Here is a 17,768-nt window from a genome sequence, read left to right on the forward strand (position 1 = left end):
ATAGCCCGCGGCGCAGCATGCACGGGGCAGTACTTCAGGAGCCGGGTCTTGATCAGTTTTCTTCGCGGAACCGTGGCACACGTCAGCCTTTCCACGGCCGTCATCGACCTCAACGGTGCCGGAATGAGCGTCTACGCCACGCCCCAAACTCTCAGCCACCTGCATGTCGGGGAGGAGGCGAAGCTGTTCACCTCGTTGATCGTCCGGGAGGACTCCCTGACACTCTTTGGTTTCTCGAACGACGACGAACGGGAAGTCTTCGATGTCCTGCTCAGTGTGAGCGGGGTGGGGCCGCGGTTGGCCCTGGCGGTCCTTGCCGTCCATGAACCCGAGGCAATCCGGGTGGCCGCCCATTCCGGTGATGCCAAGTCATTCACCAAAGTCCCCGGCATCGGGCCCAAAGTGGCCGGCAGGATCGTGCTGGAGTTGGCTGGCAAGCTCGTGCCGCTCGGCACCGCGCCAGGGCTTGCCCCCGCCGTCGCGTCCGAGTCCGCTTGGAAGCCGCAGGTGGTTGCTGCCATGGCAAGCCTTGGCTGGTCGGAGAAGGACGCCGCCGGCAGTATCGATAAAGCCATGGCAGATTCCCCGGAGCTGGCCGACGCCGGCAACGTCGCCCAGATCCTGCGTGCGACGCTCCGCTGGCTTGGCCAGGACGGTGCCCGTGCGGGAAACCGGGTAGGCAGCCGTGGCTGAGCCGTCCCTCGTTACCGGGGGAGAGGAGCCCGAGGAACGCATCATCGAGGCGGCCCTGCGCCCGAAGAACCTCCACGACTTCGTTGGCCAGCACCGCGTTCGCAAGCAACTTTCGCTCGTGCTGGAAGCCTCGAGAATGCGCGGCCGCAGCGCGGACCACGTTCTGCTTTCCGGCCCTCCGGGTCTGGGCAAGACCACGCTCTCCATGATTATCGCCGCCGAGATGAATGCTCCCTTGCGGATCAGCAGTGGACCCGCCATCCAACATGCCGGCGACCTGGCGGCTATCCTCTCTTCGCTCTCGGAGGGCGAGGTGCTCTTCCTCGATGAAATCCACCGGATGTCCCGGCCTGCCGAGGAAATGCTGTATATGGCCATGGAAGATTTCCGGGTGGACATCGTGGTAGGCAAGGGCGCGGGGGCAACGGCCATTCCGCTTGAGTTGCCGCCCTTCACCCTCGTGGGCGCCACTACCCGGGCCGGCCTCCTGCCGGGCCCCCTTCGCGACCGCTTTGGTTTCACCGGACATTTGGAGTTCTACTCCGTCGCCGAGCTCGAGTTGGTTCTGCGCCGTTCGGCGGGACTGCTTGACCTGAAGGTCAACTCGGCCGGATTCAGTGAGATCGCAGGCCGTTCCCGGGGGACGCCGCGTATCGCCAACCGGCTGCTGCGCCGTGTCCGGGACTGGGCGTTGGTCCACGGGATCGAGCAGATCGACGCCCGCGCGGCTTCCGCCGCTTTGGACATGTACGAAGTGGACGAGCGCGGACTGGACCGTTTGGACCGCGCCGTCCTGGAGGCGCTCATCACCAAGTTCAACGGGGGTCCTGTGGGGCTTTCCACCCTCGCGATTGCGGTAGGTGAAGAGCCGGAGACAGTCGAGACCGTGGCTGAGCCGTACCTCGTACGCGAAGGACTTTTGGGGAGGACGCCGCGCGGCAGGATTGCCATGGCGTCCGCATGGACCCACCTTGGATATGCAGTGCCGGCCGGAGTGTTCGGACAGGACCCTCTGACGGTGTTCCAGGACGGCGAAATTGAGGCCGAAAGCATAGATACCGGCCGCTAGCGCGATCTATTCAGCTTATGCCTCTAGACTGGTATGACACTCGGCACGTTCGAGTCCTTGGTTCTGTGCCCGCCCGTCGGAGCATTGTGCGGCCAAATGGAGGAAGCTCCACGGCCGCCGGATCCACCGGGCAGACATAGCCGTGAAACTAAAACGTAAGTAAAGAACGGAACTTCCCTGTGGATCCAATGACAATCCTGCTGTTTGCCATGCTTGGCGTTTTCATCTTCATGATGTTCCGCCGCAACAAAAAGACGCAGCAAACGCAGGCCAAGCTGCAGTCCCAGTTCGCTCCCGGCGTTGACGTCATGACCAGTTTTGGTTTGTTCGGCCGGATCGTCTCGATGGACGACGCTGAGAACAAAGTTGTCCTTGAACTGTCTCCGGGCAACCTCGCTACGGTGCACCGCCAGGCTGTGACCAAGATCGTTGAGCCCACCGAGGAAGCGGCTGTTGACGTTCCGGATGACGCTTCGTCGCTGACGGCCGCTGACGCCGACGCGCCGGCACCGGCTGAGACTTCCGAGGAAACCCTCAAGCGCCTCAATGATGAGGGCAAGAAGGACAGCTAGTCCGTACCCGTACAACCAGCGGGAATAGTTCTACGGCAATGAACCGCCGCCGGCCTGCGCTTACAAGTGCACGTCGGCGGCTGTTCCGTCATCAACAGGAAGATCGAACATGGCACGAACCGGCCACAAAAATGCAGCCCGCAGGGTGCTGATCTGGCTTGTCGCAATATTTGCTGTACTGACCGCAGTCCTCGGTGGCGGCGTTATCACTGGCCACGCAAGTTGGGCACCAAAGCTCGCACTTGACCTCGAGGGTGGCACGCAGATGATCCTCGCGCCCAAGGTCGAAGGATCCTCGGGCATCAATGAGGAGCAGTTGAACCAGGCCGTTGCGATTATTCGTCAACGCGTTGACAGCTCCGGCGTGGCCGAGGCGGAAATCACCACCCAGTCGGGCCGTAACGTGGTGGTGAGCCTACCCGGCACACCAAGCTCGGAAACCCGCGCCCTGATCCAGGCTTCGGCCGATATGAACTTCCGCCCGGTCATCACCACCGGGGACCCTGCGGCGGTCCCGGTGGCATCGCGAACGCCGGACGCCAGCCTGCCCAAGCCCACAGCTGCGCCCACCAACGCCAGCGACAGCAACTGGGTGACGGCCGATGTCTACAAGGCCTTCGAAGCCCTGGACTGCGTCAATCCTTCCCAGGACAAGCAACCCCGGTCCGATCCGGCCAAGCCGCTGGTCACCTGCGAGGCAGCAACCGCCACCACTCCTGCCGTCAAGTACATCCTCGGACCTGTGGAAGTGAAGGGCCAGGACATTGTCTCGTCCTCCTTCGATCCCGTCCAGGGCGCACAGGGTTCGGTCACCAACGCCTGGGGCGTGACCATCACGTTCGACTCCGCCGCCACCAAGACGTTCAAGGACGTTACCCAGAGGCTCAACCAGTTCTACGTGGCATCGCAGGCCTCGGGCGGCAACGATCCCAAGTCCCAGTTCGCCATCGTTTTGGATGACCAGGTGATTTCTGCTCCGCGATCCCTCGCTGTGATCACTGATGGCAAGCCGCAGATTACGGGTAACTTCACGCAGGCATCCGCGCAGGCTTTGTCGGACCAACTTCGCTACGGCGCCCTACCCATCAGCTTCGACATCCAGTCGGAGGAACAGATTTCGGCAACCCTTGGTGGGGAGCAGCTGCGACTTGGGCTGATGGCCGGTGTGATCGGCCTCCTGCTCGTGGTGGTCTATTCTCTCTTCCAATACCGCGCCTTGGGCTTTGTCACCATCCTCTCCTTGGTGGTAGCTGGCGGACTTACCTACCTTGCGATTGCGATTCTTGGCTGGACTGAAAACTACCGTCTCTCTCTTGCCGGTGTGGCAGGTCTCATCGTCGCGATCGGGCAAACCGCGGACTCCTTCATCGTGTACTTCGAACGTATCCGCGACGAATTGCGTGAGGGCAAGGGACTCGTGTCCGCCGTCGAGAACGGCTGGAAGCGGGCCAAGCGCACAGTCCTTGCCTCCAAAGCGGTCAACCTGCTCGCCGCCCTGGTGCTGTACTTTGTCGCTGTTGGGAACGTCCGTGGTTTTGCCTTCACTCTTGGGCTCACCGCGCTGGCCGACCTCCTGGTCGTGTTCATGTTCACGCACCCGACGCTCCAGGTGCTGGCCCGGACCAAGTTCTTCGGTGAAGGTCACCGCTTCTCCGGGCTGGACCCCGAGCGCCTGGGAGCAGTGCCGCTGTACCGCGGTGCGGGGAGGCTTCGTACGCCAACGGAAAAGCCCGCCGTCGTGCGCGCCCGCAACACTGGTGCCGCCGCGGAAGCCGAGCGCCGCATGACCATCGCCGAGCGCCGACTTGCCGAGAAGCAAGCCCAGCTGGCCGGTTCTTCCAATGGCACCAAGGAGGAGAAGTAATGACCACCAGCTTCGCAAAGTTCGGCAATGAGCTCTACACGGGCAAACGCTCCTACGACTTCGTAGCCAACAAAAAGATCTGGTTCATCATCGCCGCTGTAGCGGTGGCGATCTCGATCCTCCTGCCGGTGGTCAAAGGTGGTTACAACCTGGGCATCGACTTCCGGGGTGGTTCCGAGTTCACCGTTTCCAACGTCAAAACCACTGATTCCGGCGTGGGTGAAAAGGCGGTCCATGACGTCGTGCCCGGTGCTGTTCCGCGCGTTGCGAACGTCGCCGGCAACACCATGCGTATCCAGACGGACAAACTCAGCGATGACCAGACGATCAAGATCAAGACGGACCTAGCCAAGGCCTACGGCGTCACGGACAACGAGGTCACCTCGACCTTTATCGGCCCCACATGGGGGCAGGACGTCACCAAGCAGGCGCTGATTGGCCTGGCGGTGTTCGTGGGATTGGCTGCGCTGTTGATGGCCTTGTACTTCCGCACGTGGAAGATGTCCGTCTCGGCCCTCGCCGGCATGCTGGTCACGATGTTCACGACGGCCGGTGTCTACTCGCTCAGCGATTTTGAAGTGACCCCGTCGGCCATCATCGGCTTCCTGACTGTTCTCAGCTATTCGCTTTACGACACCGTGGTGGTTTTCGACAAGATCCGCGAAAACACCTCTGACATCACCACCTCGAGTCGGCGTACGTTTGCCGAAGAGGTCAACCTTGCCGTCAACCAGACCTTGGTACGCTCCATCAACACCATGATGGTGGCCGTGCTGCCCGTCGCCGCGATTCTCTTCATCGGTGCCGGACTTTTGGGCGCGGGCACGCTCCGCGACCTGTCCCTGGCGTTGTTCGTCGGTATCCTCATCGGCACCGCAGCGACAATCTTCATCGCAGCTCCGCTCTATGCCTGGCTGCGCCAGAGCGAACCGCAACTGCAGAAGCAGGCCAAGAAGGTCGCGAATCGTCGCTCAGCGGCCGCCGCATCGGATTCGGAAGCCGCTACTGTTTAGCCTGGTTTCCTTGTGAAAGGCCGGTCACCGCCCAGGTCAGTGACCGGCCTTTCGTGTTCCTGCCTCCGTCATCTGGGTACCGGTTCTTGGACAGGTCACCGGCGGGAATAGACTGGAAGAATTAAGTCAGTCGTGAGGGGTGCTCTTGTGGAGGAACGTACGACGTCGGCGCCGCCGACGGGCGGGGAAGACGGCCTGAGCCGCGTGCCCGGCACCGCGACCGCATCTACGGGGAACACTGCGGGCGGTGTTCCCGTGGACAGCCCAGGCGTGCGTCCAACGTTTCCCGGACGGCGCGAAAGGACACGCTCCAGGCTCGCGAAACTGACGGGGCGCGGCGCGAGCACCTATTCGCCCATTCTCGAGCCGCTCCTCAGGACAGTGCGGGCGAATAACCCCAAGGAAGACCTCGACCTGATCCAGCGGGCCTTCACGGTCGCGGAGCGCAGTCATCAAGGACAGAAGCGCAAGAGCGGCGATCCCTACATCACCCACCCGGTAGCGGTGGCCACGATCTTGGCCGAGCTCGGGCTCACCGGCACCACCTTGGCCGCTGCGCTCTTGCACGACACCGTGGAGGACACTCCTTACACGCTCGCTGACCTGACCCGCGACTTCGGTCCCGAGGTTGCGATGCTCGTGGACGGTGTCACGAAGCTGGACAAGGTCCAATTCGGTGAGGCTGCGCAGTCAGAGACCGTCCGCAAGATGGTTGTGGCCATGGCCAAGGACATCCGCGTTTTGATGATCAAACTTGCGGACCGGCTGCACAATGCCCGCACGTGGCGTTTCGTTTCCGCTGAATCATCTTCCCGCAAAGCCCGTGAAACGCTTGAGATCTTTGCTCCGCTGGCCCACCGCCTCGGCATGAACACGATTAAATGGGAACTTGAGGATCTCTCCTTCGCCGCCCTGTACCCGAAGGTCTATGAAGAGATCGTCCGGATGGTGGGGGACCGCACGCCGGAGCGCGAGAAGAGCCTGAGCGTCATCCGCAACCAGATTGCCGAAGACCTCCGGGCTGCCCGCATCAAGGCAACGATCACGGGCCGGCCCAAGCACTACTACTCGATCTACCAAAAGATGATCGTCCGTGACAAGGACTTCGACGACATCAACGACCTCATGGGCGTGCGTGTCCTGGTGGACTCCGTCCGTGACTGTTACGCAGCTCTTGGCACCTTGCATTCGCGGTGGAACCCCCTGCCGGGGAGGTTCAAGGACTACATTGCGATGCCGAAGTTCAATATGTACCAGTCCTTGCACACCACGGTGATCGGGCCTGGCGGCAAGCCTGTCGAGATCCAGATCCGCACGCACGAGATGCACCGCCGTGCCGAGTACGGCGTGGCGGCCCACTGGAAGTACAAGGACCAGCCCAACCGGACTGCCGTGGGCCCAGGGAGTCCCAAAGACGGCGACATGGGCTGGTTGCGTTCATTGGTCGACTGGCAGCAGGAAACATCTGATCCGGGCGAATTCCTGGACTCCTTGCGTTTTGAGATCAATGCCCGCGAGGTGTTCGTCTTTACGCCAAAGGGCGAGGTCATGGCCCTTCCTGCTGGATCGACGCCGGTGGACTTCGCTTATGCTGTCCACACCGAGGTGGGTCACCGGACTATCGGCGCGCGTGTCAACGGCAAGCTGGTACCGCTTAACAGCGAACTGAATCACGGCGACTGGGTGGAAATTTTCACGTCCAAGGCCGAGGGTGCAGGGCCGAGCCAGGACTGGCAACATTTCGTCAAGAGCGCCCGGGCCCGTAACAAGATCCGGCAATGGTTCAGCAAGGAGCGCCGCGAAGAGGCGATCGAGCGGGGCAAGGACCAGCTGACCCGTGCGATGCGCAAGCAGAACTTGCCCCTTCAGCGGCTCATGACGCATGACGCCCTCTCCACGGTGGCGGAGGAATTCCACTACGTTGATATTTCGGGTCTCTACGCCGGTGTAGGTGATGGCCACACCTCGGCGCAGTCCGTCATGGAAAAGCTCATGGAGCACCTCGGTGGCCATGAAACTCCAGACGAGGACCTGGACGAAGTCAGTATCCCCTCGCAGCTCCAGAAAGCCCGGTACTCGGACTCCGGCGTCGTTGTCCGGGGAGTGGGAGATGTCTGGGTGAAGCTCGCCCGCTGTTGTACGCCCGTACCGCCCGATCCGATCCTTGGCTTCGTCACCAGGGGCTCGGGTGTTTCGGTTCACCGCACGGACTGTACGAATGTCTCGGATCTCCGGGACCAGCCGGACCGTATAGTCGAAGTCGAATGGGCCCCGACCCAATCCAGCGTTTTCCTGGTTGAGATCCAAGTGGAAGCTCTCGACCGGAAGTCCTTGCTCTCGGATGTCACCCGTGTTCTGTCGGAGAACCACGTCAATATCCTGGCTGCTTCCGTGCACACTTCCAGCGACCGTGTGGCGATCTCCCGCTTCGCTTTCGAAATGGGCGATCCCAAGTACCTGCACCATGTACTCAGCGCCGTGCGCAGGATCGACGGCGTCTTCGACGTCTACAGGACCACCGGAAACCACCGGCGAAGCTGAACCATCGAAACTCACGCGGCCGCCTTGGGCGGGAGAGCGTCAGTCTGAAGCGCGTCTTGTTGAAGGGCGTCTTGTTGAAGCGCAAGGGCTGTGAGCTTGCGCAAGGCGGCTTTTTTGTACGGGACCCTGGGGAACGCCTCCACGGCAAGCGTCAGGAGCCGAAGCCGAACGCCCAGCTGCTCCTGGGACAACAACATCCGCAGGGCCGGCACGGCCCTGTCCGCTTCCACATGCAGGGCCACATCCACAGCCGTCCGGAGGGGAGTGGTTACCAGAAGGCCGCCGATGCTGACCACGTCCAGTTGGCCCAAGCGCACTTCGTGCAGAATGCAGGCCCGGGCCGAGCGAAGGCTCGATATGCGGTGTTTGGCGTCAACTAGCAGCGAGAGCCTTTCGGGAGCATCCGCGCATCCGTAGATCCAGGCCGCCGTCATTCGGCCTGCAATGACTTTCCTCCGGATGCGATCCGGAACTACCAATGCAGCTGCACGGGCGCGGAGTCGTGGGGTGACGGCCAGTCCGGGAGGGGTGAAGCTCTTCTCGTAGAGGGGCGTGAGCACGCCGTCGGCGGCCATTGACTGAAGCTCAGCCCACGTGAACAGCGGACTGGGCGAGTACAGTTCCTGGGCAGGAGAGTCCTGTTGTTGCGAAGGCGGGAATCCTGTGTCCATTCAGCAATCATCGCGTGGCGGCCGCAACGGGAACAGGCCCCGTCCTGGTTATGTGGATAACCGGGACGGGGCCTGTCAGCTCAGTTCGTACTGTCAGCCCACGTAGTACTAGGCGAGATCGCTGGCCGAGCGCTGAATCTGGTCAAGCCACGCCTCGCGGGCCTCGAGGGCCTCGCGGGCATTCTTGATGCGGCGCTGGTCTCCGGCGTTTTCGGCCTTCTCCAGATCTTCCTTGAGGCCGACGATGGCAGCCTCAAGCTGTGATAGGGCGCTATTGGTGCGGGCCTTCGTCTCCGGGTTGCTCCGGCGCCACTTGTCCTCTTCAGCTTCCCGGACGGCGTCCTCGACCTTGCGCAGGCCGGCTTCGATCCTGCCCATGTCGGCACGGGGGACCTTTCCGGCTTCTTCCCAGCGGTCACGGATGGACTGCAGGGACTTCTTGGCCGCGTTGAGGTCCGCGATCGGCAAGAGGGCTTGGGCCTCCACAATGAGCTCTTCCTTGACGGCGAGATTGGCCGTGTATTGCTGGTCGATCTCATCGTTGGCAGCCTGGCGGTTGCTGAAGAAGACGTCCTGGGCGGCACGGAAACGGAGCCACAGGGCGTCGTCGTCCTTGCGGCTGGCGCGGGGCGTGGCCTTCCACTGGTCCATAAGGCGGCGGTACTCGCCCGCCGCGAAGCCCCAGTCAGTGGAACCCGAGAGTGCTTCGGCCTCCTCGATCAGCTGTTCCTTGGCCACCTTTGCGGCCGAATTGGTGCTGTCCAACTGCGAGAAATAGGCGCGCCGGTGGCGGTCGAAGACCGTACGGGCCGAACGGAACCGCTTCCACAGCGCGTCCTCGTTGCTGCGTCCAAGCCGGATGCCGTTCTTCTGGGCTGTCTTCCAGCTCTCGAAGAGTTCGTTCATGCGGGCGCTGGACGTCTTCCACTGCACCTGGGAGGGATCCTGGGAGGCGATGGATTCGGCTTCGGAAACGATCGCCTCGCGGGCGGCCAGCTCCGCGGAACGTGCGGCTTCGTGCGCAGCTTTCTCGGACTTTTCCAGTTCGGAAATCTGCCCAGTCAAAGCATCCAGGCGGGACTCAGCGGTGCGGATGTCCCCCACCATATTGCGCTCGGCGAGCTGCTCACGCAGGTGGTCCACTGTCTTCTGCATGTCCGTGGCCGGAGCCTTGGATTCCACACGGTGTTCCATGAGGACGATCTGCGCGACCACGTCCTCATACTTCCGGGCGAAGTACGCCAATGCCTCGTCGGTGCTTACTCCCGGGTACTGTCCCACCGGCTGTTCTTCGCCGTCGATGGTCAGGAAAACATGGCCGTCACCCTCGGCGCGCCCCCACTTGGCGGCCTCCGCGAGCGACACAGCCGTGGGCTGGGCCGCCGGAGCGGCCGGAATCACGCTAGCTGCGGCCTTCGGACGGGCAGCAAAGGCTGCAGGAGACGGTGTATGCGAGGGGGCCGGACGTGGCGTCGGAGAAGCAGGCGTCGGGGCGGACTCTGCCGCTTCGTCTGCCGGCGCAGCCGACTCAACGCCGGCGTCGGCGGCTGCCGGTGCCTGGACTTCTTCTTCGTTGGCCACTACTGCAGTTTCGTCGGATTTCTGACTGTCTGTCACCGCTAAAAGTCTTTCGCTTGGAGGGATTACTAAGGTAAGGCGCCGCGAACGGTAGTCCGGGCTGGTTACTTCAGAGAAAACGAGTCTATCGTGACAGGTGCCACAGGGGCGCCGTCGGTGGTGCTGCTGCCCGGATTAATACCCGCCTGGGCAATCTTCGTCACGACGTCCATGCCACTCGTCACTTTCCCCACCACCGTGTACCCACCTGCAGAATCCGGCGGAATGACAGTGTCTTTATAGACAATAAAGAACTGGTGCCCGTTGCCGTACGCATTGTTGCCAGTACGGGCGACGGCGATGGTTCCGGCCGGGTAAGTGTTATTAGCGGGCGTGTTCTCCAGCGGTCCCCAGTGGAAGTTGGGATCATCGCTCGTGTCCGTGCCCTTGGCCCCGCACTGCAGCACCGCAAAGTTGTCGGCGGTGGTGAGTCGAGGGCACTTGAGCCCGCTGTAATAACTCGCGTCAGTGAGGGATTTGAACACCGCTGCGGCTTGGGGAGCCGTTGTGCCATCCAGTTCGACGCCGACCGCCCCTCCGTTGAGGCTTAGCTGGCCAGTGAACGTCTTACCCGCGGCGGTGTCCGCTTTGGGAATGTCGGCACTATTCGACCCTGTCGCCGCGGTGGAAGCGGATGGGTTCGCTGAGGGAGCGGCGGACGGCGAACTCAGCCCGGCCTGCGCCGCTGCGAACTGCGATTCGCTCGGGTTCGAGTTGAACACCGTGAGTTGAAGCACGACGGCGGCAATCAGGGCGGCAGCGCCCACACCGACGGCGATCACATTGTCCCGACGGCGGCGCTTGCCCTGTGTACGCCGAAGCTCGCGCTTGGCTTCCATCTGCCTGATGCGCCGTTTGGCTTCACGGTTGTCCCGCGGCCTTGTAGACAAGAGTCCTCCTGGTTGTATGGACAAGCTTCCATCACAGGCAACCCGAATCGGGTACCCGCATTAGATGTGCAGGCGCCGAAAGCATAAACTGGCTGCCGCACATAGTTTATGCATGACTGGCTGGGCGCCCGCCTAACCTGAGCCGAATCGGCCCGTGGTTCGTGGCGCAAGGTCCGGCCCGCGCAATCATTGAGGAGAAATTTCCACCATGGCCCGTACCGCCTCCCTGTCCGGATTCCCCGAGTGGCTTCCCCAGGAGCGGTTGGTGGAACTGCATGTCCTGGACACTTTGCGCAAGACGTTCGAACTCCATGGCTTCTCTTCGATCGAAACCCGCGCTGTGGAAACAGTCGGCCAACTCCTGCGCAAAGGCGAGATCGACAAAGAGGTATACGGCCTGAGCCGCCTGCAGGAAGACGAAGATACCAGCGAGGGCGGGAAGTCGGACAAGGCAGATCCCAACGCCCTGGCCCTCCACTTCGACCTCACAGTGCCGTTTGCCCGATACGTCGTGGAGAACGCCGGTTACCTCGCCTTCCCGTTCCGCCGCTACCAGATCCAGAAGGTGTGGCGGGGGGAGCGTCCCCAGGAAGGCCGCGCCCGGGAGTTCACGCAAGCGGACATCGACGTCGTGGGCGACGGCGAGCTGCCCTTCCGCTACGACGTCGAGATCGCCCTCGTCATCGCCGAAGCGCTCAGCGCACTTCCCATTCCGGATTTCCGCCTGCGCATCAACAACCGCAAGTTGGCCGAGGGCTTCTACCGCGGTATCGGCCTGACGGACACGGCCGGCGTGCTTCGCAGCATCGACAAACTCGAGAAGATCGGTGAAGCGAAAGTCGCCGAATTGCTCAAGAGCGAGCTTGGCGCCACGGACGAGCAGGCAGCACTTGCCTTGAAGCTCGCAAGCATCCGCACCGAGGACACGTCCTTCGTGGCGCAGGTCCGGGCCCTTGGCGTCACGGACGAGCTTCTGGAAGAGGGCCTCAGCGAACTGGAACAAGTCATCGAGGCCGCCGTGCAGCGCGCCCCCGGCAAGGTTGTGGCGGACCTGAGCATCGCCCGCGGCCTTGACTACTACACCGGTACCGTCGTCGAAACCGTCCTGGTGGGACATGAGCAGCTCGGTTCCATTTGCTCCGGCGGCCGCTACGACGCCCTTGCCAGCAAGGGCAACCGCAAGTTCCCCGGCGTCGGCCTGTCGATCGGCGTGACCCGCCTTGTCTCGCGCATCCTGAGCCAGGAATTCGCGACGGCGTCGCGCTCGGTGCCCACCGCAGTGCTCGTGGCGCTGAACAACGATGACAGTTGGTCTGCTGCCCAGGATGTCGCGGCCCAGCTGCGCGGGCGGGGGATCGCAACCGAGGTTGCGGCCAAGGCCGAGAAGTTCGGCAAGCAGATCAAATTCGCCGATCGCCGCGGCATTCCTTTCGTCTGGTTCACGGACGACGACGGCAAGCACCAGGTGAAGGACATCCGCACCGGGGAGCAAGTCGACGCGGATCCGGCCAGCTGGGAGCCGTCCCCCGAGGACCTACACGTCCGCGTCACCACGCGCTAGGGACGAACCGGCGCCTCAAAGGCAAAACGCCGTGGGCCTCAGCCGGGAACGGGCCGCGCCCGGTGGGGCGGCGCTTCATCCATGCGGGTAAACTCGAACGGGATCGTTTTTATCATGATCCGCTGAAAATCATGTTGAAAGGAATGCTGTGCTGCGCACACATGACCTCGGATCCTTGCGTTCCGAGCACATTGGACAGACCGTCACCCTGGCAGGCTGGGTCGCCCGCCGTCGAGATCACGGTGGCGTGGCCTTCGTCGATCTGCGTGACGCGTCCGGTGTCGCCCAGGTGGTTGTCCGCGAGGAAGAGGTCTTCCACGGCCTGCGCAATGAATACGTGCTGCAGATCGTGGGCACCGTGAGCAAGCGTCCCGAGGGCAATGAAAACCCGCACCTCGCCACCGGAGAGATCGAGGTCATCGCCGAGAAGGTAGTGATCCTCAACACCTCGGATCCCCTTCCGTTCCAGATCGACGAGCACGTTGAGGTCGGCGAGGAAGCCCGCCTCAAGCACCGCTACCTTGACCTGCGTCGCCCGGGCCCCGCGCGGAACCTGCGCCTGCGCTCCGAAGCTAACCGCGTGGCCCGCGAACTGCTTCACCAGCAGGGTTACGTGGAGATCGAAACCCCCACGCTGACGCGCTCGACGCCGGAAGGCGCCCGCGACTTCGTTGTTCCGGCGCGTTTGGCGCCGGGTTCCTGGTACGCGCTTCCGCAGTCGCCGCAGCTTTTCAAGCAGCTGCTGCAAGTGGGCGGTTTCGAAAAGTACTACCAGATTGCCCGTTGCTACCGCGACGAAGACTTCCGTGCGGACCGCCAGCCGGAATTCACCCAGCTCGACATCGAGGCCAGCTTCGTTGACCAGGACGACGTCATTGAGCTCGGCGAAAGCATCGTCAAGGCACTGTGGCAGCTGATCGACGTCGAGATCCCGACGCCGATCCGCCGCATGACGTACCACGAGGCCATGGCCAAGTACGGATCCGACAAGCCGGATCTGCGCTTCGGCTTGGAGCTCACCGAATTGACTGAGTTCTTCAAGGACACCAACTTTGGTGTCTTCAAGGCACCCTATGTTGGAGCTGTCGTCATGCCTGGTGGAGCGTCGCAGGCCCGCCGCGCGTTGGACGCCTGGCAGGAATGGGCCAAGCAGCGTGGCGCCAAGGGACTTGCTTACGTGTTGTTCAAGGAAGACGGTGAGCTCACCGGTCCTGTTGCCAAGAACCTCACGGACGCCGAGCGGGCCGGTTTGGCCGACGCCGTGGGCGCAAAGCCCGGCGACTGCATCTTCTTTGCCGCTGGTGAGAAATCCCCGTCCCGCGCTCTGCTGGGCGCTGCCCGCGTCGAGATCGGCCACCGCACCGGCCTGATCGATCCCAAGGACTGGGCTTTCGTCTGGATCGTGGACGCTCCGATGTTCGAACCCGCAGCCGCAGCCGTTGCCTCCGGCGACGTCGCAGTGGGCGGCGGCCAGTGGACGGCACTGCACCACGCATTTACTTCTCCGAAGCCCGAGTTCCTGGACTCCTTTGACAAGGACCCGGAATCGGCCCTGTCCTACGCCTACGACATCGTGTGCAACGGCAACGAGATCGGCGGCGGATCCATCCGTATTCACGAGGCCGATGTCCAGGAGCGTGTTTTTGAGCTCATGGGTCTGGACAAGGAAGACGCCCAGACCAAGTTCGGCTTCCTGCTCGAGGGATTCAAGTACGGCGCACCTCCCCACGGCGGCATGGCCTTCGGTTGGGACCGCGTGGTGGCCCTGCTCGCCGGCGTCGATTCGATCCGCGACGTCATCGCTTTCCCCAAGTCCGGCGGCGGCTACGACCCCCTGACCGCTGCTCCTGCCCCCATCACGGCGCAGCAGCGCAAGGAAGCCGGAGTTGACTTCAAGCCTGAAGCCAAGGCTCCCGCAGCACCGGCAGCCAAGCCGGAGTAGCTGGAAACCTTGGAAGTAACCCGAAGGCCCTCGCACATTGCGGGGGCCTTCGGCATAGCATGACGGCGATTGACGTTGAGGAGGACTCGTGGCGCAGGAAATGGGCTTTGCATTGCTTGAGGAGCTGATGGACCGTGCGTGGCCGGCCCCGGATCGTGAGGACGCCGGTGGATGGGTCCTGCGGGCCGCGGGAGGTGTCACACAGCGGGCAAACTCGGTCTGGCCGAGGGAACAGGCCCATGACCACGAGTCGGCAGTACGCATCGCCACGCAGTGGTATCGCTCCCGGCGCCTGCCACTGATCTTCCAGGTTTTCGACGACGAACGAAGCGTGGGCCTCAACGCGGTGCTGGATGCGCAGCGATTCACCCGGCAGTCCGAGACCCTCATTATGATTCGCGCGGCCAGGGCCCTTCCCGTTGCCCCGCCGGCTGGCTGGGTGAACGACGTCGAGCTCTCCGACGAGCCTTCCGAAGAGTGGCTCCGGCTGTGGTGGTCCGTCGACGGGCGCGGCGGGGACGCCGAGCTGGAGATTGCCCGGAAGATCTTGGCGCCGTGTCCCTCGATCTACGCCCTCGTAAGGGACGACGACGGCGCTTCGGCCGCCGTCGGGCGCCTCGCCCTGGTGGACGGCGGCGGAGGCATCTACTGCATGGCAACCGAGGCCGGACGCCGTCGGCAAGGCTTCGGGCGGCGGGTGCTGGGTGCACTTCTGGAAGCGGGCGGCCACCGAGGCGTATCCGAGTTCTGGCTACTGGTGATGGCCTCGAATACCGGCGCCCAGGCTCTGTACGAGGGCGCCGGGTTCGCAGAGCGAGGCAGGTACCTCTACCGGCAGGCACGGCCCCGGCGGGCGTTGTCAGGCTGCTAGGAAACGTGGTCGCGCTGCGCCGTTTACGAGGGCGTTCAGAGCCGGAGCCGTTGTCCCCTGTATGAAGTTTTCGCCGATCAGGCGCCTTCGAACGCGCTGGATTCCGGGAAGGGGTCGTTCATGTCGTCCATGTCGGCGTCTGGCCATGGGTGTGCGGCCGTGAAGGAGTGCCAGTCCGGGAATGGATCCGGGGGCATTTCCGGTCCGGGGTATGCGGGCAGCTCCTCGTCGGGGCTTGGATCTGGGCCTGGCTGTGTTTCGGTGATCGGGATGTGGTGTGGCCAGTGGGGTGGTTCCCAGTCTTGGTGTTCGCTGGGGTAGTGGCGTTGTGAGGGTGATGTCCATCCCGGTGGACTATTTTTGCTGGCTGTGGTGGGGGTCCAGCCGGTCCGGTGTTTGAGGCGGTGGTGTTTGGGGCAGGGCTGGGCCAGGTTGGAGATGCCGGTGGTGCCTCCGTGGGCCCAGGCCAGGAGGTGGTCTGCTTCGTTGTCCAGGGAGTGGTTGTTGCAGCCGGGGAAGGGGCATTTGCCGTCGCGGAGCCGGAGCCATTGGCGTTGGGCTTTGGTGACGCGGTAGCTGGTGCGTCCGATTTCCAGCGGGGCACCGTCGCGGGGGTCGGTCAGGACGCGGTGGAAGGAGTCTGCGCCGTCGGTGATCAGGCGCCGCGCCATGGACGGCGGGATCGGCCCGTACCCGTCCAGCATGGCCGGTTCGTCCGTGGCGCCCAGCAGTGACAGGACGGGGACGGTGATCAGGACCTGTGCTTTGGGGGAGGGGACGCGCCCGGCCTGTCCTGGTTCCGCCCCGCTGACTTCCGTGCCGCCGTCGGGCATTTCATCGTTGGTGTTGTTGGTGCCGTTGGTGAGGAGCCAGGTGGCGGTGATGTCGGCGCGGAGCTGGGCGAGGGTCCGGGGTTCGTGGGGGCTTTGGAGGGCGCGGGCCGCGGTGGTGGTGCGGTTCCAGATCGCCGCGGCGGTGGCTGCGGGGAGGTGGGCTGAGAGCCATGCCATGCCGTCCTTGTCCGGGGTGTATTCGACGCGCCGGTCCTGGGCTCGTTTGGCGTGGCGTTTTTCGATGCTGATCGGGTGGTGGCGTTCGCGCCAGGTGAGGGCTTTGGCGCGGAACCGGGAGGGGACGAGGTCTCCGGCGGGGCAGCCGCGGGCGGGGGTGGGCGTGTCGGGGTCCAGGAAGTGTGTTTCGAGGGCGGCGGGGTCCAGGGTGTCGGTTTCGTCGATGATGATGCGGGCGTGCTGCCAGGAGATCGTCCCGGATCCAAGGGCGGTCAGGGTCCGTGGCAGGGCCGTGGTCAATGCGTGGCTTTCGGAGAGGAGGGCTGCGGCGGTTCGTTCGCTGACGGTCAGGGCGCAGGCGAGCTCGGCGATCAGGGCGAGTTCGTGGGCGGTGCGTTCCTGCGGGGAGGGGGCCGGTGATGCCAGGGCCCTGGCTGCCTGGACGTAGTTGGCGGCGAGCTTGGCTTTCAGGGCGGCGGTCCGGGCTTCCAGGCGGGCGACCTCGGCGAGGCCGTCCAGGCAATCATCCGCCAGGCTGCGCAGGGGATCGGGGCGGTCCGTACCGGCTTCGGCCAGGGCAGCAAGCACGGCAACGGACGCGGCAACGGCCTCCACGGCCGCGCTGCTGTCAGCACTGTTGTCCGCGCTGCTGTCCACACTCAAAGCTGTCCCTCCATCCATACCCACAGCATCGCAGGAGGCGCCGACAATTTAGCGCGGTCGCGAGGAAGATGCCGCGGTGTTGCGCTGCGGTTCGCTACAGCGGGTCCGTGACCTGTATCTGCACGGCGCATGCATCTGCCGCAGCCCTGCGGAGCACGGTGGCGTTGGGATCGGCAACCGCCAGGAACGCGAGCCTTTTCCGCGAGGCGTATTCCCTCAACGCCGCTTCCTCCACGACCGCCACGGACAGCGCTGCGTCACCGCCCAGGACCAAGTATTCAATGCTGTGCCCAGCGAACACACCAGCGGCATATCCGGCCACAGCTTCCGTCAGCGCGTTGGCCTGGTTCTCGCGCCGCCGGGCAAACCGCTGCTGCGAGGATCCCCCCGCTGCGGACCGCGACTGAACGTAACGGGAACCCGATTTGGACGCAGACACTCTCCCGCCGCTCACGACCCCTACGGCATAGCCGCCCCGGCGAACCAGAATGATGCCGAGCCGCCTTTCCTGTGAAGCAAGCGACGCCAAACGCTCAACCGTGGTGGATCCCTTGCCGGGCCTTCCATCGACGGGCCAGGGGGCTGTCAGTAGCGCCGTGGCGCCATCAGCCGCCCGCAGGAGGGTACCGCCGTCGTTGGGCTCTTCCTCAACAGCGCCATGGCTCGCGGCGAAGCGTTCCACCCAGCCGGTGAGGCGCGGGGCAGGGATGAACGCGGTGCGGGACGCCGCCGATGGTTGCTTTCCGCTGGGACCAGATGGCCGGATCTGCACGTCGATGTCTCCTTAACTG

At 63.7% G+C, this 17,768-nt stretch carries 14 protein-coding genes; 9 read left to right on the forward strand and 5 right to left on the reverse strand.

Annotated features, from left to right (window positions below; translation table 11 throughout):
- Nucleotides 1-48 precede the first annotated feature (48 nt).
- The 6 genes from ruvA to ABD884_RS11770 all read left to right on the forward strand — a co-directional run bounded on the left by ruvA (nt 49) and on the right by ABD884_RS11770 (nt 7,752).
- Complete coding sequence (ruvA, locus tag ABD884_RS11745; RefSeq protein ID WP_345045917.1) at nt 49-693, forward strand: Holliday junction branch migration protein RuvA; 645 nt, start codon at nt 49-51, stop codon at nt 691-693.
- Nucleotides 686-1,762, forward strand: coding sequence for a Holliday junction branch migration DNA helicase RuvB (gene ruvB / locus ABD884_RS11750; RefSeq protein WP_345045921.1), 1,077 nt, complete (start codon nt 686-688; stop codon nt 1,760-1,762). Before ruvA ends, ruvB begins: the two co-directional genes overlap by 8 nt.
- Nucleotides 1,763-1,950: 188 nt before the next feature.
- Nucleotides 1,951-2,334 carry a preprotein translocase subunit YajC gene (gene yajC / locus ABD884_RS11755; RefSeq protein WP_345054741.1) on the forward strand — a complete coding sequence of 128 codons (384 nt, stop codon included), beginning with the start codon at nt 1,951-1,953 and terminating at the stop codon, nt 2,332-2,334.
- Between the two features lie 109 nt (nt 2,335-2,443).
- Nucleotides 2,444-4,198, forward strand: coding sequence for a protein translocase subunit SecD (gene secD / locus ABD884_RS11760; protein ID WP_345045924.1), 1,755 nt, complete (start codon nt 2,444-2,446; stop codon nt 4,196-4,198).
- Nucleotides 4,198-5,211, forward strand: coding sequence for a protein translocase subunit SecF (secF, locus tag ABD884_RS11765; RefSeq protein ID WP_345045926.1), 1,014 nt, complete (start codon nt 4,198-4,200; stop codon nt 5,209-5,211). The genes secD and secF overlap by 1 nt, the downstream gene beginning before the upstream one ends.
- A gap of 147 nt (nt 5,212-5,358) precedes the next feature.
- Complete coding sequence (locus ABD884_RS11770; protein WP_345045929.1) at nt 5,359-7,752, forward strand: RelA/SpoT family protein; 2,394 nt, start codon at nt 5,359-5,361, stop codon at nt 7,750-7,752.
- Nucleotides 7,753-7,763: 11 nt separating this feature from the next.
- Here the strand turns inward: ABD884_RS11770 and ABD884_RS11775 are convergent, their stop codons facing one another.
- The 3 genes from ABD884_RS11775 to ABD884_RS11785 form a co-directional block, all read right to left on the reverse strand.
- Nucleotides 7,764-8,423: a type IV toxin-antitoxin system AbiEi family antitoxin gene (locus tag ABD884_RS11775; protein WP_345045931.1), complete on the reverse strand. Its 660-nt coding sequence runs from the start codon at nt 8,421-8,423 to the stop codon at nt 7,764-7,766.
- A gap of 108 nt (nt 8,424-8,531) precedes the next feature.
- Nucleotides 8,532-10,040 carry a DUF349 domain-containing protein gene (locus ABD884_RS11780; protein ID WP_345045934.1) on the reverse strand — a complete coding sequence of 503 codons (1,509 nt, stop codon included), beginning with the start codon at nt 10,038-10,040 and terminating at the stop codon, nt 8,532-8,534.
- Between the two features lie 65 nt (nt 10,041-10,105).
- The gene (locus ABD884_RS11785; RefSeq protein WP_376953193.1) at nt 10,106-10,879 is read right to left on the reverse strand and encodes a peptidylprolyl isomerase; all 774 of its coding nucleotides are present in this window, start codon (nt 10,877-10,879) and stop codon (nt 10,106-10,108) included.
- 259 nt (nt 10,880-11,138) lie between these two features.
- Between ABD884_RS11785 and hisS the strand changes: the two genes are divergently transcribed.
- From hisS to ABD884_RS11800, 3 genes are all read left to right on the forward strand, one after another.
- On the forward strand, nt 11,139-12,491 hold the full coding sequence (gene hisS / locus ABD884_RS11790; protein ID WP_345045940.1) for a histidine--tRNA ligase: 1,353 nt from the start codon (nt 11,139-11,141) through the stop codon (nt 12,489-12,491).
- A 148-nt stretch (nt 12,492-12,639) separates the two neighbouring features.
- Complete coding sequence (gene aspS / locus ABD884_RS11795; RefSeq protein ID WP_345045943.1) at nt 12,640-14,433, forward strand: aspartate--tRNA ligase; 1,794 nt, start codon at nt 12,640-12,642, stop codon at nt 14,431-14,433.
- 100 nt (nt 14,434-14,533) lie between these two features.
- Nucleotides 14,534-15,304, forward strand: coding sequence for a GNAT family N-acetyltransferase (locus ABD884_RS11800; protein WP_345054746.1), 771 nt, complete (start codon nt 14,534-14,536; stop codon nt 15,302-15,304).
- 77 nt (nt 15,305-15,381) lie between these two features.
- Here the strand turns inward: ABD884_RS11800 and ABD884_RS11805 are convergent, their stop codons facing one another.
- Together ABD884_RS11805 and ABD884_RS11810 are read right to left on the reverse strand one after the other, a co-directional pair.
- Nucleotides 15,382-16,995 (reverse strand): HNH endonuclease signature motif containing protein, encoded by a 1,614-nt coding sequence (locus tag ABD884_RS11805; protein WP_345045946.1) that lies wholly within the window; start codon nt 16,993-16,995, stop codon nt 15,382-15,384.
- Between the two features lie 76 nt (nt 16,996-17,071).
- Nucleotides 17,072-17,749, reverse strand: a complete 678-nt coding sequence (locus tag ABD884_RS11810; RefSeq protein ID WP_345045950.1) for an acVLRF1 family peptidyl-tRNA hydrolase — start codon at nt 17,747-17,749, stop codon at nt 17,072-17,074.
- Nucleotides 17,750-17,768 lie beyond the last annotated feature (19 nt).

This window comes from Arthrobacter methylotrophus, from assembly GCF_039539965.1.
Classification (GTDB): Bacteria; Actinomycetota; Actinomycetes; order Actinomycetales; family Micrococcaceae; genus Arthrobacter; species Arthrobacter methylotrophus.